Source organism: Flagellimonas baculiformis (genome assembly GCF_033441575.1).
GTDB lineage: Bacteria > Bacteroidota > Bacteroidia > Flavobacteriales > Flavobacteriaceae > Flagellimonas > Flagellimonas baculiformis.
In genome coordinates this window covers 62,795-85,787 of the sequence record NZ_JAUZVW010000009.1, presented here as the reverse complement: position 1 = coordinate 85,787, position 22,993 = coordinate 62,795, and the positions used below count along the sequence as shown (strand labels likewise).

The following is a 22,993-nucleotide window of genomic DNA, read 5'->3' as shown; positions in this document are numbered from 1 at the left end:
TGCTACAACGCCTTAGGATTAATCACCAGTCCATTGAAATACAATGGTTTAAATAATATTTCCTTTACCAAATCTTGATGCGTTCCTCCTCGGGTTTGTAGTTTTCGTCCTCCGGTCGGAGGTCAAACGTTTCGTAGAAGGGCGTAAAGTTCATCAACGGACCGTTCACCCGCCAAATGGCCGGGGAATGGGAATTGGTATTCACATAATTCTGCATGAACTCGTCCCTGACCTTTACCCTCCAGATGCGGGCTATGGACATAAAAAAGCGTTCATCGGGCGTGTAGCCCCCAATTCGGGTGGTGTCCTGCCCTTGTTCGGTCATTTTGAAGGCGTCGTAGGCAATTGCAATACCGCCGTTGTCCGCTGTGTTCTCCCCAATGGTCATCGCCCCTTTCACGTGCACGGTGTCCAGCACGGTAAAGGTGCTGTAACGGTCTATGAGCTGTTGGGTCTTCGCCTTGAATTTTTCCAGGTCGTCCTTCGTCCACCAGTTTTTCAGGTTTCCGTCCTTGTCGTACTGGGACCCGTTGTCATCAAAGGCATGGGTGAGCTCATGTCCGATCACCATCCCGATGCCGCCATAGTTCACCGCATCGTCCGCCTCTTTGTCAAAATAGGGAAATTGGAGTATCCCGGCCGGGAAGACGATTTCATTATGAGATGCCCGGTAATAGGCCGTCACCGTTGAGGGCGTAGTGCCCCAATCCTCTTTGTTTGGGGCCTTGTTCAGGTCCTTGGTGGCATACTCGTAGGCATTTTTGCGCAGCGCCACCACATTCTCGAAATAGTTGTCCCGCTCCATGGTCACATCATATTCCCTCCAAACATCGGGATAGCCTACCTTTTTGGTGATGGCATATAGTTTTTCCTTCGCCTTGGCCTTGGTGCTGTCGCTCATCCAGTCCAATTGCGACATCCGGTTCTCAAAGGCTTTTTGAAGGTTGTCCACCAAGTCGGACACCCTTTTCTTGTCCTCTTCGTCAAAATAGCGCTTTACGTAGAGTTGCCCCAGCGCAAAACCGAGCAAGCGGTCCACCTGCTGCACCATCAACTGGGCACGGGGCTGTTGTTCCGACTGTCCGAGCAATATTTTGTTGTACTCAAAAACCGCCATTTCAAAAGGCGTGCTCAGAAAACCTGCATAATTGTCCAAGGTGTGGGCCTTGAGATAGGTTTTCCAGTCCTCCAGTGGAACGGAGGCCAGCATTTGGTCCAGTTGGTCATAGTAAGCGGGTTGCTGAACATTTATGGAATCGGCTTCCATTTGCAGTTGTTCCAACAGGGTTGCCCAATGGATGTTCGGATTGCTCTTGGTGAGGTCCGCCACCGAAAGTTTGTGGTAGTTGGCTTGAATGTCCCTTCGTTCGATACGGGTCTTGTGCACCTCGGCCAGTTGTTTTTCAATGGCATATACCGTTTCCGCCTTTTTGGCCGCATTTTCTTGCTCCGTAAGCTCGAAGAGGGTGGTCAGGTATTTCCGATAGGCTTTTTGGATGCCCACGGTGGACGAATCCGTCTTGAAGTAATAATCCCGATCTGGAAGTCCAAGTCCCGATTGCCCGGCGTGCAGGATGTTCACACTGCTGTTCTTGTTGTCCGGCCCCACCCTGAGGCCGATGAACGAATTGTTGCCGGATTGCATCTCGTTGGTCACAAAATGCATGAGGGCCTTGGTGTCCGCAATCCCATCGATTTTTTCAAGGATGGGTTTTATGGGCCGATACCCCCTTTTGTTGATTTGGGCCGTATCCATGCCCGAAGCATAAAAATCGCCCACTTTCTGCTCTACCGTTCCCGCTTCATGTTCCGTGGCGGAAACTTCTTCCAAGATATTCTGAAGTAATTTTTTCTGTGGAATGTTCAAAAAACTATAGGACCCCACCCCTACTTGGTCCTCCGCAATTTGGATGGAATCGTACCAGATTTTGTTCACGCGCATAAAGAAGTTATCGCCCGGTCTGATGGATTCGGTGATTCCGGTATAGGCTATTTTGGGAGATTCGGTCGGCTTTACTTCTTTTTTACAGGAGGCCAAAAGCAACACGAGCAGTACAGTTAGAGAGAGGTTTTTCATGTGATTGTAAGAATATATAAATAATGGTATTTTCAGATTTTTTAAATGTAATGTTATCCCAAACTCCCCACAACTTCCAAGGCCCGGTCTATTTCTTCTTTGGAATTATAGATATGTACGGAATGACGGATCATCTTGTCCCCTACCGAGCGGGGTTGCAGTTTTTCACGTTCCCACATGGTTTTTTGGAGCTCTGGCCCTGAAATGCCTTCGACCCCATAGGTGGTGATCCCGGCTGCCAGTTCTTCATTGGTGGATGAAAAGATGGTTACGTGTTTCATTTGCTTCAGCCCATCCCGAAGGTGCATGCCCAATTCCTTGATTCTACCAATCCAAACATCGTGGCCAATGGTGTTGAAGAAATCCACAGCGGCATCGTAGCCAGCCATGAGCCCGGCATTGCCCGTACCGTTCTGCATCAACCGGAACCCATGATCGTCCTGATTGTCCCAGTTATAGCTGGCAATGGTGGTCCAAACATCGCTCACTACGTCTTTATTGATGTACAACAAACCGCTGCCCGCCGGGGCCAACAGCCATTTATGCAGACTGGAATAATAGGCATCGCAACCAATGTCCTTGACGTCCACTTTTACGTGGCCCACGCACTGCGCACCGTCCAGAACGGAAAAAATACCCCGTTTTCTGGCCTCGGTACAGATTTCCTTGACCGGCATTACGGTCCCGAACCCAGAAATGATATGCGGTATGGCGATGACCTTGGTCTTTGGGGTCACTTCCTTAAAAATGGCATCCACAATGGCCTTCGGATCGTTGGCGGGTTCGGGTAGGGTGGCCTGCTTGTACACACAGCCTTTGCGTTTGGCCAAGAGTTGCCAGGCCCCAAATCCTCCACCGTGTTCCTGATTGGTGTTCAGCAGCTCGTCCCCTTTCTTCAGGTCGAGGCCCATGCCCACATAGTTCATCCCGAAAGTGGCATTCTGCACCAGTGAAATTTCCTTAAAATCACAATTGATGATCTTTGCCAATTTGGTCCGTAGTTCCTCGTAGGGAAAGTACCCGGTCAGCAGTTCGGGTCCTGAACCGTTCTTGTAGTCCACGGTCGCAGCTTCCACGTTCCAGTGCATCATGTGGTCGAACATTTTGTCCAGCACGTAGCCTGGTGTGGGGCCCATGGTACCATTGTTGAAATAGGTCTGCCCTTCTTTCAGTGGAAATTGCTTTCGGACCATTTTCCAATAGGCCTCGTCCGTGGCAGTGGCATTTTTGAGGGGTTCAATGGACCAATCTTTTTGGGAATCAAAGGACAACAAGGGCATGGACAACATGGCCATGGCCCCTTGTTTTAAAAATTTTCTGCGCTGTTCCATATCGGTTTGGGTTGGTCCTCCTAAAATAGTGAATATTGGACACAAAACCCTGGTGCAGGAGGTTATCTATCGTGAAACCCCAAACCCTTCATGATCTTGGGGATGTATTTTTCGATACGGTCTTCCCGGGTCTTGGATTGTTTTGCCCCGGAAAAATAGAGCAGATACCCCTTTTGTCTTCCCGGGGTAAGGTTTTCAAAGGCTTCTTTCAGTTCGGGGTCTTCCTCCAATCGTTGTTGGAACTCTTCGGGGATGTCGTAGTCCGAAACCGGTTTCATTTGCACCTTCAAACCTGCTTTTTTCACTTCAATGGCTTCAAAGATGTAGCTTTTCAACACGGGTTCTAGTTGGGCGATCTGCTTCACATCGGTAAACCGGACCACCCTGCCCGATTGGGTGTTCTCCCCTGGTTTTTCCAGAATTTGGTGGTCATCTTTCAGCAATGCCCCTTTAAAAAAACTCAGGGTGCAATTGTCCTTGAACGCGGCCACCATCACCAAATTGGTGCCGTTATGGGTATAGGTGGGCACGCCCCACTTCTGTTCTTCGGTAAGTCCGCACTCCAGTACCAGCCTGCGGAGGTATTTCAATTCTTCCTGCCAACTGTGCACCTTGCATTCCGGGGTGCCGCCCAAAGGGCAGCGGCCACAACCTTCCTGCAAATAAGCGTCAATGAGTGGGTTCATAAGTGGGTCAAAAGGTTAAGGGTGGCACCGTTCGGGTCTTTCACAAAAAACCGCCGCACGCCCCAATTTTCATTTCGTATGTCATAAACCACCTCATGACCAAATTCTTTTGCCCGTTCATACATCTGGTCCACATCGGGCAGTTCTATGGAAAGGAAAACGGATGCGTTATTCAGATCTTTGCCCTCTTCGTTTTGAAAAATGTTGATTTGGGCCGTGGGATTTTCCTTTGAGGCGAACGTTATGATCCACCCTAGATCCATCGCCATATCCATTCCCAAAAAATCGATATAGAACGATTTGCTCGCTGCTAGGTCATCGGAATAGATATTGGGCACAATTCTTCGCATGGTTTAGGGTGTGATCAGGGTTTACATTTCGTTATATCCTTTTCCCTCAAAAATATTGGGAATGGACTTTTCGATCCTTGATATGCGGGTCTTGGATTGCTTGGCCTGGGAAATATGGAGCATATACCCGCGTTGGCGTCCCGGTGTCAAGGCTTCGAAGGCCTTTTTGAAATCGGAATCATTGTCCAATCTCTCCTGAAGCTCTTCCGGCATGTCAAATTCGGAGGTTTTCTTCATTTTTACTTCCAGACCTGCCTTTTCCACTTCAATGGCCTCATGGATATAGGACGTCAGTGCTTTTTTCCTGTCCACGATTTCCTTGACATCGGTGAACCTGATCTGGCGGGCAGACTGCACGTTCTTGGTCTGCTGGATGAGCATGTCCTCCGTATCCTTCAGCAATGCCCCTTTATGGAACAAGAGCGCGCAGTATTCCTTAAAACCGTGGATCAAAACAATGTTGCTGCCCTGAAAGGTATAGCAGGGTACGCCCCATTTCAGTTCCTCGGTAAGGCCCGTGTCCAGAACAATTTTACGCAACTGTCGGTAGGCATCCTGCCATTGGGAGGGCTTTTCAAAGAAAAAATCGACTTTTGGGTTCATGCTTAAGCGTTTTGCTTGATGATTGTCTTTCGGCTTGGAGGTCTAAAATACCAAGAAATTATGGACAATGCCAATAACAGGGTGGGTCCGAAAAGATCTACAGCGGCGTCCCTGACGGCCAGATGGGACGCTATCGCCCCGGTCATGGTGAAAACAAACCCTGCGTATGCCCATTCCTTGAGCAAGGGAAACTTGGGGATCAATACGGCCACTACGCCCAAAAGTTTCCAGATTCCGATTATGGTCAGAAAGTAGATGGGATAGCCCAAATGGTCCATCACGGCCACTTCCTCTTCCATGCCCATCAGTTGCACAATGCCCGTGGAAGCCATTCCCAAGGCCAGCCAAACTGTGGCCACCCAATAGATGATTTTGTTTCTTTTTGTCATTTGTAAGGTTTTAAAGGTTATCCTAAGTGTTGTACTACGTGCTGCAAGCGGTCGTGCGCCATGTTGATGCCCTGCGCAAAGGGCAGTTTCAGCATGCGGTCACGGTCCTCCACCGATTTGTGGACCATGTGGATGGTGAGCTTGCTCCTGGTCTCGGTCAGGGCCTCAAACTCCAAAAACTCCAATTGCACGGGAAACTGTCCGTTTTCCATTTCAAAGGTCCGTATGATCTTCCGGTTGGATACAAATTCGTGTATGGTGCCGTTGAACCGGTGCTTGTTGCCCATGGGATCGGTGGTCTCGAACTGATAGCTGCCATGTCTGCGGTTTTCCAGCTTTAGGACATTGGTGCCCATCCATTGCGCCACAATCTCAGCGTCTTCGTAGGCCCTAAAAAGGGATTCCAGCGGCAGCTCAAATTCCCTGGTGATCCAGATTTCCTGTTTTCCGTCCTCAGCGTGGACCTTTGTTTTTCGTTCCATTGTTATTTTTTAGGCGGTTGTTTTTTCATGATGTCCTCCAAAGCGTTGAACCTATCGTCCCACATATCCCTGAATGGTGCGATAAAATCTGCTATTTCCTTCATTTTGATAGGATTGAAGTGGTAATGGATCTCCCTCCCCTGCTGTTCCTGGGTCAGCAGTTCGCACTCGGTGAGGATACGTATGTGTTTTGAAATGGTCTGCCGGGACGAATCGAACTCCGCGGCTATGGCGCCCGGCGTCATGGCGTTCAGTGCCACCATGGCAATGATGGCCCTACGGGTGGGGTCGGCAATGGCCTGAAATACATCTCTACGCAATTCCATTTATGCAGCTATTTGACTGCAAATATAAATGCAGTTATTTGACTGCGCAAATTTATTTTTGAAAACTTGTCGGTTATTTGGTTACTGGGTTATTCAGTTACTTCTCACTGCCCTCTGCATACTATATTCCAATTTCCAAATCCTAAATTCCAAGCACCAAACACAAGTTCAAGAATCAAGCTCAAGCTCAAATACATTCGTGAACATTTGTGCAATTCCTGCCCACTGCCACTACTATCTGCATACTATCTTCCACTCTCCAAATCCCAAGCACCAAATTCCAGTAGGCAGTAGTCATTGGACCAAGCTTTGTCATTCTGAGCAACGCGAAGAATCCCTTTTCTAGGAATAAATTCTTCAAAAGAACAGGAATGGACGTCTTTTGTCTATTTTCTATTCTCTTTCGTCTCTTCTGACACAAATTTCACGAATTGGCACAAATTACCTTCCCACTTCGAGCTTCTGACCTCTGACATTTAGCGCCAGTTAGCCAACAAATACTTACATTTAAGTGCTAATTCAAAAATTATGAGAAAAAGACCTCTACTCCCCTTACTCCTGTTGCTCAGCATTTTGAGCATATCGGCCCAAGCACAGCTTATTGGGTTCGGTAAAACCGCTTCGGATGAAGAATTGAAGCTCGAAACTGAATTTGAAAAACGACTTTCCGCGACCAATCTGGACGATTGGATGAAACGCATGGCCGCCGAACCCCATTGGGTGGGCACCAAATTTGGCGAGGAAAACGTCAAGTGGATGGAAAAACAGTTCAAATCCTGGGGTTATGATACCCGAATCGACACCTACCACGTGCTTTTCCCCTACCCCAAGGTCCGGGTTCTGGAACTGACCGCCCCCACCACCTACTCGGCATCCCTCGAGGCCGTTCCCGTGGAAGGCGACCCGTACACCGCACAGGGTGACAAACTGCTGCCCAGCTACAATGCTTTCTCCACCGACGGTGATGTGGAGGCCGAACTCGTATTTGTGAACTATGGCGTGCCCAGCGACTATGAGGAACTGGAAAAATTGGGCATCGATGTGAAAGGAAAGATCGTCATTGCCAAATATTATGGCTCTTGGCGTGGCATCAAACCAAAATTGGCCGCCGAGAAAGGCGCCATCGGCTGCATCATCTATTCCGACCCCAAGGATGATGGGTATTACCAGGGCGATGTATATCCCGAAGGGCCCTATAAAAACAAGACCGGGGTGCAGCGTGGCTCCGTGATGGACATGCCCCTTTATCCCGGCGATGTGCTCACCCCCGGCTATGCCGCCACCAAGGATGCCAAACGCCTGGACCGTGAGGAGGCCCCGACCATTACCAAGATTCCCGTGCTGCCCATTTCGTATGAAGATGCCCAGCCTTTGTTGGAAGCCCTGAAAGGTCCCGTGGCCCCCGATGACTGGAGAGGTGCCCTGCCTCTCACCTACCATATTGGTCCCGGTCCGGCCAAGGTACATTTGAAACTGGAGTTTGACTGGCAGTTGAAGCCGGCCCACAACCTCATCGCGACCCTAAAAGGGTCGGAGTTCCCCGATCAGTGGATCGTGCGTGGCAACCACCACGATGCCTGGGTGCACGGGGCCAGTGATCCCGTCAGTGGTATGGGGGCTCTCATGGAAGAGGCCCGCGTCATTGGTCAACTGGCCAAGGAGGGCAAAAGACCCAAACGCACCTTGGTCTATTGTGGCTGGGATGCGGAGGAACCCGGACTCATCGGTTCCACGGAATGGGTGGAAGACCACAGGGACGAACTGCAGCAAAAGGCCGTGGCCTACATCAACACCGATGGCAACAGCCGTGGGTATCTGGGTGCCGGAGGGTCGCACTCGCTCCAGGCGATGGTGGCTCAGGTGGCCCATAGTGTGACCGACCCGCAAAAAGGCGTGTCCGTGGCGGAGCGCCGCAAGGCCGCCAATGCAGTGCGCGGTGGGGACAATTCCTTTACACTGTCCGCCCTCGGCTCTGGATCGGACTACACCCCCTTCATTCAGCATTCGGGCATTGCCTCGTTGAACCTCGGTTTCGGTGGCGAAGGCTCCGGTGGGGAATACCACACCATTTACGATACCTATACCCACTACACCCGTTTTAAGGACCCCGGCTTCCAGTATGGCGTGGCCCTGGCCAATACGGCGGGCCGCATTACCCTGCGCTTGGCCAATGCCGAGGTGTTGCCGTTTGAGCTGACCCAGTGGCACGGCACCATTGAGACCTATTTGGGCGAAGTGATGAAGACCTTGGAAAACATGCGCTCCGAAGTGGAAAAACACAACAAAAAAGTAGAGGCAAAGGTGTACGAGTTGACCATGGACCCCAAAAAGCCCGTGGCACCCGCGAAAAAGGAGGCCGAAGTGCCGTATCTGGACTTCTCGCCCCTACAAAATGTGATCGCCGACCTCAAGAAAAGCATAGACACCTTTTCCAAAGCGGACCTCATGGCCTTGTCCAGTGCCAAAAAGGCGCAGCTCAACCAGGAACTGATGGGCATGGAGCAGGTGTTGCTACAGGATAAGGGACTCCCCCGAAGGGACTGGTTCAAACACCAGATCTACGCCCCCGGATTTTACACCGGCTATGGGGTAAAGACACTTCCAGGCGTGCGCGAGGCCATTGAGCAGAAAGATTGGAAAGAGGCCCAGGAACAGATCGGGGTGCTGGCCGCCACCCTCAAGAATTTTGATGTGCAGGTGCAGAAATTGAACAGCATCGCGAAATAACGGTATTGTCACCGCCTAAAAACCGTCCCTTGCGATTTGTGGGGGTCGGTTTTTTTATACCCCAGGGCATTTTTGTTTTTCTCAAAAGCTTGGATTACCTTTCCCAGACCCAAAAATTGCAAACACCTACCCATGAACGTACGGCTTACCAAAGAACAACGGATCAAAGTGCTGAACTCCACGGACATTTATGCGATCATGCAACAGGTGTTGCTGCGGGAGAACAAGATACGCCGCAACCAAGAGCATTTTTGGGTGGTGGGCCTCAACCATGCCAACAAGGTGCTGTTTGTGGAGCTCATTGGCCTGGGCGCGCACAACCGGGTGAACGCCGACCCGCCCGATGTGTTCCGCATGGCCATCTACAAACTGGCCTCCCAGCTCATCTTGGTGCACAACCACCCCAGCGGCAACCACAAGGTGACGGATGCCGATATCCTCTTTACCGACCATATGCTAAAGGCGGGCAAACTGCTACAGATAGAAGTGCTGGACCATTTGGTGATCACCGAGACCGAGTACACCAGTTTTGAGGACCAAGGCGTGATGGAAGAACTGCGCAAAAGTGGCCTGTTTGAGATCATGGGGCCCGAAAAGCAGGAATTGGAACAGTTTAAGATTGATACCGAGAAAAAACGGGCCGTAAAAGAGGAACGAATAAGGTTTGCCAAAAAGATGAAGGCCAAAGGTTATGACGATGCCACCATTAAAGAACTTACGGGGTTGAGTTTAAAGGTTATTGGGGGGTTGTAATATAAACTCAAAAGTCTGAAATAAAATCGTCGAAGGAATCCCTCAAATCTTTTGCAATAGAAAGACTGATATATAAATTATCTAATAAACTCCCCATTATTAGACCAGTATTAGATTTAGATTTGTTTAATTCTTTTGATATTCTTGGAAACTTATCGAATGAATGTGTAAAACCTTCCATGGTTGGAATATTCTCTTCCATTGCGCTAATCAAATCGTTAAGAGAATCCCTAGTTTCAATAATCTCATTCATATCATAATTTCCAAAATCATTTCTGTAAATATTCAAAATACCTTGAATACTATTAATAGCATTTTGGAAATTATCAAAATATATTGGAGATTCAGTTTCTACTCTAGCCCCAAAATTATCCATTACTTTTGCAACTCTAGCCAGAATTTGCCTAATATCGTTTCTTCCAGGAGGTTTTGTTTTGTTAGCAATTAACGCATTTAGTTCGGTGGTTTTACTCTGAAACTGATTAGAAACCCAATTTATGGCTTCAGTTATTCTGTTTAAGGCTTGATTGGAATTTGCAATACTCTCATCAAAAATTTCTTGGTAATCAATTATTCCGTATTCTTCTTCCGCAAAAACGGATAACTTCTTAACCTCATCTTCATTCTCAGTTCTTTCCAATCTTTTATCATGATTCGCATGTAGTTCCCTAATTCGTTTGGGAATATGCATTCTTAAATACGATCCAAGTTGAAGTAAATCATTGTATTCACCATGAAGGACATTTTTATTTTGTGCGATATCTAACTTAAACTCCTTTACTTTTTTCAATTGGTCAGGGTCAATATCATCAAGGGTAAAGGGTGAATTCTTAAAATAAAAGAGAATTTTTATTGATTCTGGTTTTTCTTTGAATTTTTGATAGGCATTAAAGAACTCCTCCTCTGTACCAGAGTTATATTCATCCGTAGGAGTGCCGAATCTCTTCCACAGAAGTCCAATAAAAAGATCATAATCCCCTATGTCTTTATTTATTATTTTTTGAACACTCTCCTTTGAAACACCGGGAGCGGAATGCGTTTCCCATCTCACCAATTCGAGATGAATGCCAAGTGATGGGCTAAAAGTGTGATTGAGTTCATTTATTGCTTCATCAACTACAATTCTGTCGTCCAACAAATCACCGGGTGATGCTAAAAAAACTCTATAATTCGTTATCTGAGAAGGCATGGTTTTCTATGTGCAATGCATTTCATATTAATAGAGTTTCTTGAGTTTTTATATCAAAACCCTCTCTGGTTTATTCTATTTATTAAATGTAAGAAATAATAGCACGCGATAAATTAAGAATAAGTTCAAAGTCATCAATAATTATAACAGTTATCACATTAATCTACGGTAATAAAAAAAATGGGAGGGACAAAGGGTCTTCCCATTTTTTAAAATTATAAACCAAGTTACTACGATACATACAGTTCCGGCAGGCCGCTGCTCTTGATACGGGTATTTACCGCGACCACCTCCTGGGTCTTTATTTTTTGTAGGTCTGTTTTTAGTAAGCTCTACTGTTGCAGGCAGTCGCGAGCCACTTCGCGCGTACCCTCGGTCACGGGCAGGTTGTCCTTGCCGATCTCGTCCAAGAAAAAACCCGCCAAAAGCGGGTTCATTCAAATATAAAGAAACGTCTTTTTACGATCTTAGAATCTGTATGGCGGTGTCGGCCAACTCCTCGTTAAGCCCCACCGTGGCACTGGGCTGTACCAGTTTTGCCTTCATGGGGGCCGGGAGGCTGTTCAGGGTCTTGTCATCATCAATGATCACAAAGTGATCTTCGTTCCTGTTGTTCCACCATCGTATCAGCTCTTCCTTTCGGTCCATCTGCAAGGTGTTTGTCCTGAGTTTTTGGATGTTCACATTGCCCAATCCCCGGGTGGTAAAAATGTTCCGCCATGTTTTTAGGGGATAATTGGACTTGTGCGATGTGGTCAATAGAATACCTGCGCCTGTTTCAGAAATAATCTTCTGAAGGCTGTTGGTGGCCCTGTTACTGAACCTTGGAAAACCATCGTCTTCAAATTCAGGTCTTTTCCAGTTGCTGTTGGGAACCATTACACCGTCTATGTCCAATAATATCAACATGTTGCAAAGTTAATCCATATTTCACAAATCCTTGAAAATACTTTCGGCCACATCGTTCAATTCCGCATCCCTTTTGTTATGATCTTTGATCTGGTCCTCATTCTCATAATCTTCCTCAACTATTTTTATTTTGGACCATTCATAGTCAACCGCACTTTTTGCTATTTCCCAACCAATATACTTGACTTCAACTTCTGCCAACTGGGAACAGATGTATCTATGGTGGCCGTTCACAATTCGGGAATCTTTCACTTTTATACCTTCAAATTTTATTCCAATTTTCATTTTCTTGTATATCCGTTGTAGGATGGGCAGACATAATGCTTCTTGGGTTGCCGTTAAGTTCAATACGTTGGAATTCAACAGTTTTTTAACGGTTTCTAGGTCAATTTCGTTCATTTGGGACAAATTAAGGCGTCCAATATATATTTTTTTAAAACATGTATCGTGCAGTTGTAATCCCAAAGGCAAAAAAAGAAGAATCTGCCCACCGGATTTCCTTCATCCATCAACCCAACTCCCCCATCCGTCAATTCAAACCCGTCATCCGTCAATTGGATGCGTAAAAATCCTACGCATCTTGTAGCTTAGCCAAAAACACAAGAAAATGACGACTTTAGAGACCATAAACCTCTTACAAAAAATCAGTTTGGTGCTGATTGCCTTTATCGTTTATCTGTTCGGGTTCCTGCATGGGGCACGGTGGTGGAAAAGAAACAAGGTGTAGCACAATACGGAGCGGTACGGTGCCGTTTCCATTAGTGCCCAAACCAATCATAAACCTACGACCATTTTTCCCATAGACCCCAGCATAAAGCGTTTTTTGGTCCTGTGCCACAACCCGCACTACACCATTAGGGTGGACGAGCACTGGAGCGGGGAAATCCGCTACCTCTGTTGGCAAAAGCCCAAAGGGATCTTGGAAAAGCCCAATCTGGTGATCCGCAATGGCAAATGCACCGAAAGCCCCGGCATGGACAAAGCCGAATATGTGTTCCGGGACGGGGACCTTACCTATACTCTGGAGCGCATTGTCTCCAAGGGCAAATATGCCACTACGCACATCTTTTTGGAGGTCACGGACGGGGACAATCAAAAAAGTACCTGGAAAATGGAGGAAAAACCACTTCCCAAGTACTTAGAAGGTCTTTTGTGAGGCTATCTAGCCCTTATAGGTAACGCGGTATATGGCATCGCCCACATCGTCGGAGATGAGCAGCGACCCATCTTCGAGGAACAACAGGTCCACGGGGCGGCCAAAGGCCTCTTGGGTCCCTTCGTCCAGCCATCCGTCTATGAACGGTTCATAGCTCACCGCCTTGTTATTGTCCAGTTTCACCAACGAGATCCGATAGCCCACCTTGGACGAACGGTTCCAGGAACCATGCTCGGCAATAAAGGCATGTCCCTTGTAGCGCTCAGGGAACATGGGGCCGGAAGCAAACTTCACGGCAAGGGGCGCCACGTGTGCCCCCAACGCCTGGACCGGGGCCACAAAATCCGAACAGGGCCGCTGGTCGCCAAACTCGGGATCCTTGACCGTGCCCCCATGGCAAAATGGATAGCCAAAGTGCTGGCCCACCTCGGTGAGGCGGTTCAGTTCGCAAGGGGGAACGTCGTCGCCCATCATGTCCCTGCCGTTGTCGGTAAACCACAGCTCGTTGGTGGTTGGGTGCCACGTAAAGCCAACGGTGTTGCGCACGCCATGGGCCACGATCTCGCGGTTGCTGCCATCGGCATCCATTCGGGTGATGGTGGCAAAACGCTCGTCCTCGTCGGTGCGGTCGCAGATGTTGCAGGGTGCGCCCACGGGCACGTAGAGCTTATTGTCCGGGCCAAAGGCAATGTATTTCCATCCGTGGTGGAACTCCGTGGGGTAATCGTCATAGATCAGCTCAGGCTCCGGCGGATCGGACAATTGGGCCTCAATGTTGTCATATCTGTACAAACGGCTGACGGCGGCCACATAAAGGGAGCCATCCCGAAAGGCAACCCCGTTCGGCTGCTCCAGGTCGGTATCCACTTCGTAAACCTTCTCGGCCCAAAAATCGCCGTCCTCATCCCGAAGGGCATACACTTTGTTCTCGTTGCGGGTGCCCACAAATAGGGTCCCGTCCTCCCCCATGGCCATGGACCGGGCACCGTCAATGCCTTCGGCAAAGACTTGGATGTTGAAGCCTTCGGGAAGGTTCAACCGTGCCAAGGGCAGGTCGGTTTCGTGTACGGGAGTTTCCGCTTGGGTATTTTCGTCTGTATTTTCTTCGTTGTCCCCTTTCTTTTTACCATTGCAGGAGAGCACGGCAAGGGATAGCATCAATACAAAAAGGGAGCTTTTGGGCAAATAGTTCATCTTCATCGCAATGAATGGGTGTTTTTGGTTTCTAAACCCATAAAGCTAAAACAAAATGATGGAAGATGGAAGAAGTTGGGTGTTTGATGTCCGAAGTCGGAAGTCCGATGTCTGAAGTCCGAAGTCCGAAGTCGGAGGTCGGAATATATTTGAACTTGATCCTTGAGTTTGAACTTGTGTTTGGAGTCGGAAGTCGGAATACATTTGAACTTGATTCTTGAACTTGATCTTGTTCAATTTTCTTGTTCGTAAGGAGAAACGGTACCCTGATACCAAATCGTGGTGCGATGGGTGCTGGCAATGGTGATGGAGCTGAAATTGGACGGATAGATCTGGGCGATTACCCGATAGGCTTCCAGATCATGGTTGATGCTGAAGCGTAGGATTTTTCCATTCCCTTTTTTGTTCGGTTCGATGGAAAATTCCTTGGGAATGCCATTGAATTGGATACCGCCGTTCTGTGGATTGTACGCACCGCCCATCTGGCGTTCCCCGAAATAGGGAAGATCGGCCATCACACTGTCGCCCACCACCCGAAGGTATCCACCCGACCCTGTGACATCTATTCTGCTGGCCGTGCTTCCTGGAGGGAGCAATCCTGCATTGGCGATACTGTTCAGCCCTTGACTGGCCATGGGTTGTGCCCATTTTGCATCTATTTGGAAACTTTTGTTGGAGACGAATGTTTCAAAAGCAGCCAATTCGGCCGGGGTGGCCTGGGACTTCGGTCCTGAGGCACAGGCCATGGCAAATAAAACCAAAAGGGAAAAAGTGTAAGCTGTCCAAGTTTTCATAATCAAGTCGTTAACCTTCTTGAAAATAAGGATTCTTGGCTAGATTTCCCAGAACCCTTCCAAAACATTAACGTTTGAACCGTTCAAAAATGGCCAATGTCTTTTTGGTGTTGATGAAATAGACGCCCGTCAAAAGGATGGTGGCGGCGATTATGGATTGGGCCGTGATCTGCTCGTCCAAAAAGTACCAGCCCAACAAGAGGGCCACAATGGGGTTGACGTAGGTGGAGGTGGCCACTTTTTCCGGGGAAACCGCCTTCAGCAGGTAATTGAACGAGGTAAAGGCCAAGATACTCCCGAAAACAATCAGCAAGACCATGGAGAGCTGGACCTCGCCGCTCCAATCGAGGGGCGCCGTCCAGTTTTCGCCAAATGCCAAACTCATCAGGGCCAAGGTGATGCCCGCAGTGAACATTTGGTAGCCGGTGTTCACAAAATAGTTGTGGGGCAGGTCCGCCTTGGCCACAAAAAGGCTGCCGTAGGCCCAACTCAACATACAAAAGAAGATCATGACCATGCCGATGATGGATTCTTCCTTGGCAATGATCTGTTTCTGGCTCACCAGCAAATAGATGCCCACGATGCCCAAAACGACACCGATGACGGACATGGGCTGTATCTTTTTGCCCTGGAGCACCCGCATCAGCAATAGGATGATGAGTGGTTGGGCAGATATTTCCAGAGCGGCGAACCCACTGTCCACATACTTGAGGGCCCACACCACTACCCCGTTCCCAAAGCTGAGAAAGAGAATGCCCGCAATGATGGCGTTCCACAATTGTTTTTTGGTGATCTTTAGGGGGATTCCCATGATCTTGGCCAGGATAAAGATCAGGATTCCGGCGGTGGTGAAGCGGCAAGAGGCCAACATGAAAGGCTCCAGTTCCAACACTGCGACCTTGTTCAACAGGTAGGTAGATCCCCAGATGACGTAGATGGCAAAAAAGGCAAGGATGACCAAGACGGAGTTAGAGGATTTTCCCATTCCAGCACAAGTTTATGGCCTTGCAATATTACGGATGTTTAAAAGAGTAAAAAACATTTGATGGCCATCTTTTACATCAAAATGGCTTTGCTTTTTGGGACAGAAACGGAAAAATCAGGAATGCTCCATGGTTTCCAAAAGATAGGCGGCGATGTCCGCTTCCAATTCCCTGAAACGCTTCAGGTGGAGTTGGACCTCCCGTTCAAGACCATGCACCATTCCCGTCTTTTTTCCTTGGATCAGGGAGGTAATCTGTTTTTGGTATTTTTCAAACAGCTTGAAGTTTCGCTTTAGATCGCTGTATTTCTCAAAACTAGCGGGACATTTGGGCTCACAGGTGTACGAACATAGTTTTTTGGACAACCGTTGGATGATTTCGTGGTTGCGTTCCATGCGGATGAGCAACTCTTGTTTGTGGTGCGTGTTCTTTTCGTTGACAGTGTTCATGGCCTGGTGTTTTGGGATTGGAAGTTGCTTGTGTCCATTAAGTTACGAAATAATGGGGATAGTTGGATCGGCATTAACGTTGATTTAATGGTTTCATCAACTTCTATGAACAAAAAGCCCGATGCATTTGCACCGGGCCTTTATATCAAACATCATCGACGTGATGAATTTAATTGTTGGTTTCCTCGTAGGCTTCCTGTTTCAGCTCATCGCTGGCGATGATGGCCAACTCCACCCTTCTGTTCTTGGCTTTGCCGGCCGCCGTTTCATTGCTTTCAATGGGTTGCTCCTCGCCGTACCATTTGGTGGTAAAGCGTCCGCTGGAGATGCCCTTGCTCACTAAGTAGTTGGTCACGGCCTGTGCCCTGCGTTGGGAAAGCCCCAAGTTATATTCAGCGGCACCATCAGAATCCGTGTGGCCTTCCACCAAGACATTGGTTTTGGGGTATTCTTTGAAAATTCCGGCCAATTTGTCCAAAGTAGTGGCGGAAGCTCCTTTGATCTCAGCTTTGTTGGTGTCAAAATACACACCGTTTTCACCACTGAAGGTCACGTTGATACCTTCTCCCACCCGTTGCACTTCTGCGCCGGGGATCTCTTCCTCGATTCGCTCGGCCTGACGGTCCATTCGGTTACCGATGTAGCCTCCGGCCGCACCACCCACCACGGCACCGATGATGGCGCCAAGGGCCGTATTTCCTTTTCCTACGTTGTTCCCGATGACACCGCCAATGACGGCACCACTACCAGCACCAATGGCGGCACCTTTTTGGGTGTTGTTTGCATTTTTTACGGCATCACAGCTCAGGATAAGGCTCAGGGCCAAGAATGCTGTTGTACTTTTTAAGAAGATCTTTTTCATGTTGTTTTTATTTTCTTGAGAATTCATATACTACGGTCACGGGTTGTCCGTCCACCGATACGTTGGATTTGAGGGTCATGGCCTGTTCTGTTAGGCTCACAATGTTCAATCGATACCCATAACCTCCGGAAATGTCCTTCCGGTTTTCATCGATGAACTTGAATTGTAATTGGCTGGAGTAGTTGGAGGTGGGCTCCACCACGGACCAACGGAAAAAACGGTCGCCACCTTGGCAAAGGGAGCTCTGCTTGATGGTGTACCTTCCCGTACTGTTGTTGTCCCTAAAGAACCACTCACTGTCCTCGAAGCAGATGTCCTCTGCGTCGTTGAAGATGACCGACTTGAAATTGCCGGAGTTGTTTTCGTAGTACACATTGTCCAAATTCCAGGTACCGCTGAAAATATCCCTTTGGGATCGGGCACTTTTGGATACTGAGCACGAAACAAGCAAAAAGCTTGCTATTGCGACGAATAATAATGATCGTTTTACCATAAGATTTAAAAGTTAATGTTCAATAAAAGATACGAAATGGGTCAATATAAAGTTGTTTTATCCATCAAAAAATGGTTAAATGTTTGCAAATCAATATGCGTACAATTCCAATAATGCCGCCTCGAACCGCTTCTTGGGCAGGTAATTTGCCTCCAGTTCCTTCGCAAACGGAACAGGGGTCTCCAGACTGCCGATGCGCTTTACCGGGGCGTCCAGATACTCAAAACATTCTTCCATGACCATGGCGGAAATATCACTCGCAATGCCCCCGAACAGGGTGTCCTCTTGCAGAATGATCAGTTTGCCTGTCTTTTTCAAGGAAGTCTTGACGGCATCAAAATCCAGAGGTTGAAGTGTGCGCAAATCTAAGAGATCCGCGTCGATTTCTGGATGTTTTTCCAATACTTCGATGGCCCAATGTACCCCGGCACCATAGGTGACCACGGAAATGGCCTCGCCTTTCCTTACCCAATTGGCCTTGCCAAAAGGTATCGTGTAATAGTCGGAAGGCACCTCGCCGTACACGCTTCGGTACAGTCCCTTATGCTCAAAGAACAGCACGGGATTGGGGTCGTTGATGGCCGTGTTCAACAAGCCTTTTGCATCCGCGGGAAAAGCGGGATAGACGACTTTGAGGCCGGGGGTCTTCGTAAACCAAGCCTCGTTGGTCTGCGAATGGAAAGGTCCCGCCCCTACTCCCGCCCCGCAGGGCATACGGATCACCACGTCCGCTTTTTCGTTCCAGCGGTAATGCGATTTGGCCAAGTAGTTCACAATGGGGTTGAATCCGGAACTCACAAAATCAGCGAACTGCATTTCCACCACGGCTTTCATTCCGTTGATGGAAAGCCCCATGGCCGCGGAGACAATCACGGATTCGCAAATGGGCGTGTTCCGTACTCTGCTCCTTCCGAACTTGGGGACAAAACCTTCCGTGATCTTGAAGACGCCACCATACTCGGCAATGTCCTGTCCCATCAAAATCAATTCGTTGTGGCGGTACATGGATTGCTCCAATCCTTCCGAAATGGCATCCACAAAGCGGATGTTTTTCACCCCTTCTTTTGGATTTATTTCTTGATAGTCAAATGGTTGGTAAACATCACCTAACTCTTTGGTTTCATCAAAGGAAATCGTCGGCTCATCAAAAGCAAGTTTCAAATTTTCATCGATTTCTTCTGATATTCCGGCTTTTAGCTGTTCTATTTTTTCTTCGGACAACAATCCATTTTCCAGCAAGAAGGCTTCATAATTGGCAATAGGGTCTTTCTTTTCCCATTCTTTCATCAACTTTTCAGGAACATATTTGGTGCCACTGGCCTCCTCATGCCCGCGCATACGAAAGGTCTTGAACTCCAAAAGTATGGGCCTCGGCCTTTTTCGGATGGCCTTGCAGAGCTCGTCCACCTTGGCATAGACCTCTAAAATGTTGTTGCCGTCGATGATGCGGGATTCCATGCCATATCCCTTGGCCCTGTCCGCCAGGTGTTCACAGTTGTATTGCTCATTGGTGGGCGTGGAAAGTCCATAGCCATTGTTTTCGATACAGAACAATACGGGCAGGTTCCATACGGATGCCACATTGAGCGCTTCATGGAAATCGCCTTCGCTGGTGGCACCTTCGCCCGTAAAAACGGCCGTCACCCTTTTTTTGCGCCGAAGCATATCGGCCAGGGCAATACCATCCGCCACCCCCAACTGTGGACCCAAGTGGGAGATCATGCCCACAATCTTATATTCCTGGGTGCCAAAATGGAAACTGCGGTCCCTGCCATTGGTGAAACCGCTCTGTTTTCCCTGCCATTGCGAGAACAATCGGTTCAAGGGGATGCTTCTGGAAGTGAAGACCCCAAGGTTGCGGTGCATGGGCAAAATATATTCGTCCTCTTTCAGGGCTTGGGTCACGCCCACGGAAATGGCCTCTTGTCCGATGCCGCTGAACCACTTGGAAACCTTGCCCTGTCGCAGCAAGATCAGCATTTTTTCCTCAATCATCCGGGGCTTGAGCATCCCAGTGTACAGGTCCAGCAATTTCTGTTGACCCAGGTCGCCAATATGATATCTCATACGATAAAATTCAACGGTCTAAAAGTAGTAAAACCCCCCCCATCTTTCCGTAAACTTCAAAAATCTTCGGTAAGATTCATTACTTTTGACCTTATTACAAACCATTTAGATATGAGTGCGATTCCAAGTGTAAACCTAGAGGATTTCATCTCCGGGGACCCGGCCCGAAAGGAAAAGTTTGTCAAGGAAATAGGTGCTGCTTTTGAGGGTATCGGCTTTGTGGCCCTGAGCGGACATTTTTTATCCGATGAACTGGTGGACGACCTCTATTCCGAGATCAAAAAATTCTTCCAACTGCCCCAAGAGGTCAAGGACAAGTATGAGATTGAGGGCATTGGCGGACAAAGGGGGTACACTTCCTTTGGAAAGGAGCATGCCAAGGGCAAAAAGGAGGGCGACCTGAAGGAGTTTTGGCATTTTGGCCAATATGTGGAGGACAATCCGAAACTGGAAGCGGAATATCCGGCCAATGTGACGGTGGAGGAGCTGCCCAAATTTAACGCCGTTGGCAAGGAAACCTATCAAATGCTGGAAAAAACAGCCAAATATGTGTTGCGTGCACTGGCCCTGCACCTTGATCTGGAGGAAACCTATTTTGATGACTTCATCAAGAACGGAAACTCCATTCTGCGGCCCATCCACTACCCTCCTATCACCACGGAGCCCAAAAATGCGGTCAGGGCTGCGGCGCATGGAGACATCAACCTGATTACCCTGCTCATGGGTGCGCACGGAAAGGGACTGCAGGTGCAAAATCACCAAGGGGAATGGGTGGATGCCATTGCTAAACCCGACCAATTGATGATCAATGTGGGGGACATGCTTTCCAGACTGTCCAACAATAAATTAAAATCCACGATCCATCAAGTGGTGAACCCGCCAAGGGAACTGTGGGGCACGTCCAGATACTCCATTCCGTTCTTTATGCACCCCATCAGCGAAATGCCATTGAACTGCTTGGAGAACTGTATCGATGAGGAAAACCCCAAAGCCTACGAGGACATTACCGCAGGGGAATTTTTGCACGAAAGGCTCATTGAATTGGGGCTGGTCAAAAAATAGAGATAAGGAATCAGGGAGGGTAATCTTGTGATGCCTTTCGTTGATTTGCTTTTTGGCACATTGTATCACTGGCACATTTGGTTATCTTTGTGTGAAATCATGGCTATGGATTACAAGACTATCATAAGAAGAGATCCCCACAAGCGTTTTGGGAAACCATGCATTAGGGAAACCCGCATTTCGGTCTATGATGTATTGGGTTGGCTTTCTTCTGGAATGACGTTTAAGGAAATTATCAATGACTTTCCGGAGCTGACAACGGATGACATTAAGGCATGCTTGGCCTATGCTGCCGACAAAGAACGAAAATTACAGTATGCCAACTAATGAAATTGCTCTTTGATCAGAATATTTCATTTAGGATAGTTTCTAAACTTGGAAAGGATTTTGAAGGATGCGCTCATGTTTCAGAATGCAATTTAACCAACGTTGGAGATTCTAAAATCTGGGATTACGCCAAGAAAAATGGATATGCAGTCGTAACTTTTGATTCTGATTTTTATGACATCAGTATTATAAATGGGCATCCGCCAAAAATAATTTGGATTCGATCCGGTAATTTGACTACAAGTGAAATTGTTGACCGCCTCATCCAACACAAATTAACAATCCATAATTTCTTGAGCAATGAAGACTTCAGGGACTTATCCTGTTTAGAAATTGATTGACATTTAGAAATTTTTTTATCACATACACTAAAAAATTGGATCTACACGACCAGCTCAAAAATCTGTTTCCCGACCACGTGCCCGATGAGGAGCCCGAAAAAAACAATGATGCCCCATCCTATTGGCTGCAGGACGACCCCATTATCTGCAAATATGAAAAGCGTAAGGGCAAACCCATTACCATTTTGGAAGGCTATAACGGGGCCGAAAGTGATTTTAAAAAACTGGCCAAGGACCTGAAAACATTTTTGGGCGTTGGGGGCAGTTTCAAGAATGATACTATCATTATCCAAGGCGATTACAGGGACAAGATCATGACCTTTCTGAAAGAGAATGGTTTTTCAGTGAAACGGGTCGGGGGATGACTGGAATTTCCCCAAAATGAAAGTACGAGGCTTTTACGTGTTAAAATTAGATGCTGAAAACCAATGTTTTGTGAAAAAATTTTTGTGTTCTTGGTAGATGTTTTAATTTTATTCTTCCTAACCAACAAAAACTAAAGCTGAAAATGAAATCACTGTTGCACATTACCAACGGGGACAGTTTTACGTCCAGATTGCAGTCCTTACAGCTAAAGGGCGACATTATCACATGGCGGGAAATGCTATGCGAGGGCAAGACCCTTTGCGCCGTGGGAAGCGAATCTTTTTGGAAGACCCGGTTTGAATTCCTCAACAAAAATTACAAGGTCACCAAGTCTTGGTTCGTAGAAAAGACACTCAAGGAATACCGTTCCCTTTGTAACCATAAACAGCAGGACCATATTGTTTTATGGTTTGAATACGACCTTTTTTGCCAAATAAACATGCTGGCTGTCCTGAGTTGGCTGAAGGAGCACAGGCGACATGCCGAAATTTCACTGGTGTGCAGTGGCAAGGAAGATGAAAGTGGCAAATTGTACGGACTCAATGAACTCAGCGACGAAAGATTGCTGCAATTGTACGAAAGCCGTACCATGCTTTCCCAGGATGATATTGAGTATGCGGATTACATCTGGCAGCTGTATTGCAGTGACAATCCCATACGTATGGAAAATCAGTTGGCCAACAACGATTTTCAATTTGAGTATCTAAACGAAGCCCTAAAAACCCATCTCAAGCGATTCCCAACCATAAAAAATGGCCTCAACGAACTGGAAAACCATGTGTTGAAAACCGCGGTGGCCAAAAAACCAGAATCGAGGAACGCCCTCATGGGGCAGTTGCTGTCCGATCAAGGGTATTATGGTTTTGGCGACACGCAATACGAACGCATCATCACTTCCTTGAAACCACTCTTCAATTCCTTCAATCCTGTCAAATTGACCAAAAAAGGCAAGGAAGTATTGGAGAACAAATCAAATTATTATTCGCAAATACGTGATAATCAATTATATTTGGGTGGCTCCTTAAAGTATAACTTCCTGTATAATACCGACACCAACCGCATCTTAAAACTCTAAGT

27 protein-coding genes are annotated in these 22,993 nt (G+C 47.7%); 9 read left to right on the top strand and 18 right to left on the bottom strand.

Features of this window, described 5'->3' with window-relative positions; all coding sequences use genetic code 11:
* Positions 1–64: 64 nt before the first annotated feature.
* The 8 genes from SD450_RS13460 to SD450_RS13425 form a co-directional block, all read right to left on the bottom strand.
* A complete protein-coding gene (locus SD450_RS13460; RefSeq protein ID WP_318344973.1) occupies positions 65–2,077 on the bottom strand; it encodes a M13 family metallopeptidase in 2,013 nt (670 codons plus the stop codon).
* Between the two features lie 53 nt (positions 2,078–2,130).
* Entirely contained in the window at positions 2,131–3,408 is a 1,278-nt protein-coding gene (locus tag SD450_RS13455) for an aminotransferase class V-fold PLP-dependent enzyme (protein WP_318344972.1), read from the bottom strand.
* A gap of 62 nt (positions 3,409–3,470) precedes the next feature.
* Complete coding sequence (locus SD450_RS13450) at positions 3,471–4,094, bottom strand: YdeI/OmpD-associated family protein (protein ID WP_318344971.1); 624 nt, start codon at positions 4,092–4,094, stop codon at positions 3,471–3,473.
* The gene (locus tag SD450_RS13445; RefSeq protein WP_318344970.1) at positions 4,091–4,444 is read right to left on the bottom strand and encodes a VOC family protein; all 354 of its coding nucleotides are present in this window, start codon (positions 4,442–4,444) and stop codon (positions 4,091–4,093) included. The genes SD450_RS13450 and SD450_RS13445 overlap by 4 nt, the downstream gene beginning before the upstream one ends.
* Before the next feature lie 21 nt (positions 4,445–4,465).
* Entirely contained in the window at positions 4,466–5,047 is a 582-nt protein-coding gene (locus SD450_RS13440; RefSeq protein WP_318344969.1) for a YdeI/OmpD-associated family protein, read from the bottom strand.
* A 2-nt stretch (positions 5,048–5,049) separates the two neighbouring features.
* Entirely contained in the window at positions 5,050–5,436 is a 387-nt protein-coding gene (locus SD450_RS13435) for a DoxX family protein (RefSeq protein ID WP_318344968.1), read from the bottom strand.
* 17 nt (positions 5,437–5,453) lie between these two features.
* Positions 5,454–5,918 (bottom strand): SRPBCC family protein, encoded by a 465-nt coding sequence (locus tag SD450_RS13430; protein WP_318344967.1) that lies wholly within the window; start codon positions 5,916–5,918, stop codon positions 5,454–5,456.
* Positions 5,919–5,920: 2 nt separating this feature from the next.
* Positions 5,921–6,244, bottom strand: coding sequence for an ArsR/SmtB family transcription factor (locus tag SD450_RS13425; protein WP_318344966.1), 324 nt, complete (start codon positions 6,242–6,244; stop codon positions 5,921–5,923).
* A 528-nt stretch (positions 6,245–6,772) separates the two neighbouring features.
* On the opposite strand from SD450_RS13425, the gene SD450_RS13420 reads away from it, so the two are divergent.
* Positions 6,773–8,971: a transferrin receptor-like dimerization domain-containing protein gene (locus SD450_RS13420; RefSeq protein ID WP_318344965.1), complete on the top strand. Its 2,199-nt coding sequence runs from the start codon at positions 6,773–6,775 to the stop codon at positions 8,969–8,971.
* Positions 8,972–9,103: 132 nt separating this feature from the next.
* On the top strand, positions 9,104–9,724 hold the full coding sequence (locus tag SD450_RS13415) for a JAB domain-containing protein (protein ID WP_318344964.1): 621 nt from the start codon (positions 9,104–9,106) through the stop codon (positions 9,722–9,724).
* Between the two features lie 7 nt (positions 9,725–9,731).
* Here SD450_RS13415 and SD450_RS13410 read toward each other — a convergent pair whose 3' ends face one another.
* The 3 genes from SD450_RS13410 to SD450_RS13400 all read right to left on the bottom strand — a co-directional run bounded on the left by SD450_RS13410 (position 9,732) and on the right by SD450_RS13400 (position 12,221).
* Positions 9,732–10,913, bottom strand: coding sequence for a DUF4062 domain-containing protein (locus SD450_RS13410; RefSeq protein ID WP_318344963.1), 1,182 nt, complete (start codon positions 10,911–10,913; stop codon positions 9,732–9,734).
* Positions 10,914–11,372: 459 nt separating this feature from the next.
* Positions 11,373–11,822 carry an HAD domain-containing protein gene (locus tag SD450_RS13405; protein WP_318344962.1) on the bottom strand — a complete coding sequence of 150 codons (450 nt, stop codon included), beginning with the start codon at positions 11,820–11,822 and terminating at the stop codon, positions 11,373–11,375.
* Positions 11,823–11,843: 21 nt separating this feature from the next.
* The gene (locus SD450_RS13400) at positions 11,844–12,221 is read right to left on the bottom strand and encodes a hypothetical protein (RefSeq protein WP_318344961.1); all 378 of its coding nucleotides are present in this window, start codon (positions 12,219–12,221) and stop codon (positions 11,844–11,846) included.
* A 41-nt stretch (positions 12,222–12,262) separates the two neighbouring features.
* Here SD450_RS13400 and SD450_RS13395 point away from each other — a divergent pair, with 41 nt between their 5' ends.
* Together SD450_RS13395 and SD450_RS13390 are read left to right on the top strand one after the other, a co-directional pair.
* On the top strand, positions 12,263–12,388 hold the full coding sequence (locus SD450_RS13395; RefSeq protein ID WP_318344960.1) for a hypothetical protein: 126 nt from the start codon (positions 12,263–12,265) through the stop codon (positions 12,386–12,388).
* A gap of 257 nt (positions 12,389–12,645) precedes the next feature.
* Positions 12,646–12,978: a hypothetical protein gene (locus tag SD450_RS13390; protein WP_318344959.1), complete on the top strand. Its 333-nt coding sequence runs from the start codon at positions 12,646–12,648 to the stop codon at positions 12,976–12,978.
* Between the two features lie 6 nt (positions 12,979–12,984).
* On the opposite strand, the gene SD450_RS13385 is transcribed toward SD450_RS13390, so the two are convergent.
* The 7 genes from SD450_RS13385 to SD450_RS13355 all read right to left on the bottom strand — a co-directional run bounded on the left by SD450_RS13385 (position 12,985) and on the right by SD450_RS13355 (position 19,820).
* Positions 12,985–14,178, bottom strand: coding sequence for a PQQ-dependent sugar dehydrogenase (locus SD450_RS13385; protein WP_318344958.1), 1,194 nt, complete (start codon positions 14,176–14,178; stop codon positions 12,985–12,987).
* A gap of 227 nt (positions 14,179–14,405) precedes the next feature.
* Entirely contained in the window at positions 14,406–14,966 is a 561-nt protein-coding gene (locus tag SD450_RS13380) for a DUF4251 domain-containing protein (RefSeq protein WP_318344957.1), read from the bottom strand.
* A 67-nt stretch (positions 14,967–15,033) separates the two neighbouring features.
* Positions 15,034–15,951, bottom strand: a complete 918-nt coding sequence (locus tag SD450_RS13375; protein ID WP_318344956.1) for an EamA family transporter — start codon at positions 15,949–15,951, stop codon at positions 15,034–15,036.
* Between the two features lie 114 nt (positions 15,952–16,065).
* Positions 16,066–16,398: a hypothetical protein gene (locus SD450_RS13370; RefSeq protein ID WP_318344955.1), complete on the bottom strand. Its 333-nt coding sequence runs from the start codon at positions 16,396–16,398 to the stop codon at positions 16,066–16,068.
* A gap of 169 nt (positions 16,399–16,567) precedes the next feature.
* Entirely contained in the window at positions 16,568–17,260 is a 693-nt protein-coding gene (locus SD450_RS13365; protein WP_318344954.1) for an OmpA family protein, read from the bottom strand.
* 7 nt (positions 17,261–17,267) lie between these two features.
* Positions 17,268–17,711: a lipocalin-like domain-containing protein gene (locus SD450_RS13360; RefSeq protein ID WP_318344953.1), complete on the bottom strand. Its 444-nt coding sequence runs from the start codon at positions 17,709–17,711 to the stop codon at positions 17,268–17,270.
* Between the two features lie 132 nt (positions 17,712–17,843).
* Positions 17,844–19,820, bottom strand: coding sequence for an alpha-ketoacid dehydrogenase subunit alpha/beta (locus tag SD450_RS13355; RefSeq protein ID WP_318344952.1), 1,977 nt, complete (start codon positions 19,818–19,820; stop codon positions 17,844–17,846).
* A 111-nt stretch (positions 19,821–19,931) separates the two neighbouring features.
* On the opposite strand from SD450_RS13355, the gene SD450_RS13350 reads away from it, so the two are divergent.
* The 5 genes from SD450_RS13350 to SD450_RS13330 all read left to right on the top strand — a co-directional run bounded on the left by SD450_RS13350 (position 19,932) and on the right by SD450_RS13330 (position 22,991).
* Complete coding sequence (locus SD450_RS13350) at positions 19,932–20,882, top strand: isopenicillin N synthase family dioxygenase (protein WP_318344951.1); 951 nt, start codon at positions 19,932–19,934, stop codon at positions 20,880–20,882.
* Between the two features lie 105 nt (positions 20,883–20,987).
* On the top strand, positions 20,988–21,209 hold the full coding sequence (locus SD450_RS13345; protein ID WP_318344950.1) for a DUF433 domain-containing protein: 222 nt from the start codon (positions 20,988–20,990) through the stop codon (positions 21,207–21,209).
* Positions 21,209–21,550, top strand: coding sequence for a DUF5615 family PIN-like protein (locus SD450_RS13340; RefSeq protein WP_318344949.1), 342 nt, complete (start codon positions 21,209–21,211; stop codon positions 21,548–21,550). Before SD450_RS13345 ends, SD450_RS13340 begins: the two co-directional genes overlap by 1 nt.
* A 35-nt stretch (positions 21,551–21,585) precedes the next feature.
* Positions 21,586–21,915, top strand: a complete 330-nt coding sequence (locus SD450_RS13335; RefSeq protein ID WP_318344948.1) for a translation initiation factor — start codon at positions 21,586–21,588, stop codon at positions 21,913–21,915.
* 143 nt (positions 21,916–22,058) lie between these two features.
* Positions 22,059–22,991: a DUF1835 domain-containing protein gene (locus SD450_RS13330; protein WP_318344947.1), complete on the top strand. Its 933-nt coding sequence runs from the start codon at positions 22,059–22,061 to the stop codon at positions 22,989–22,991.
* Positions 22,992–22,993: the final 2 nt, after the last annotated feature.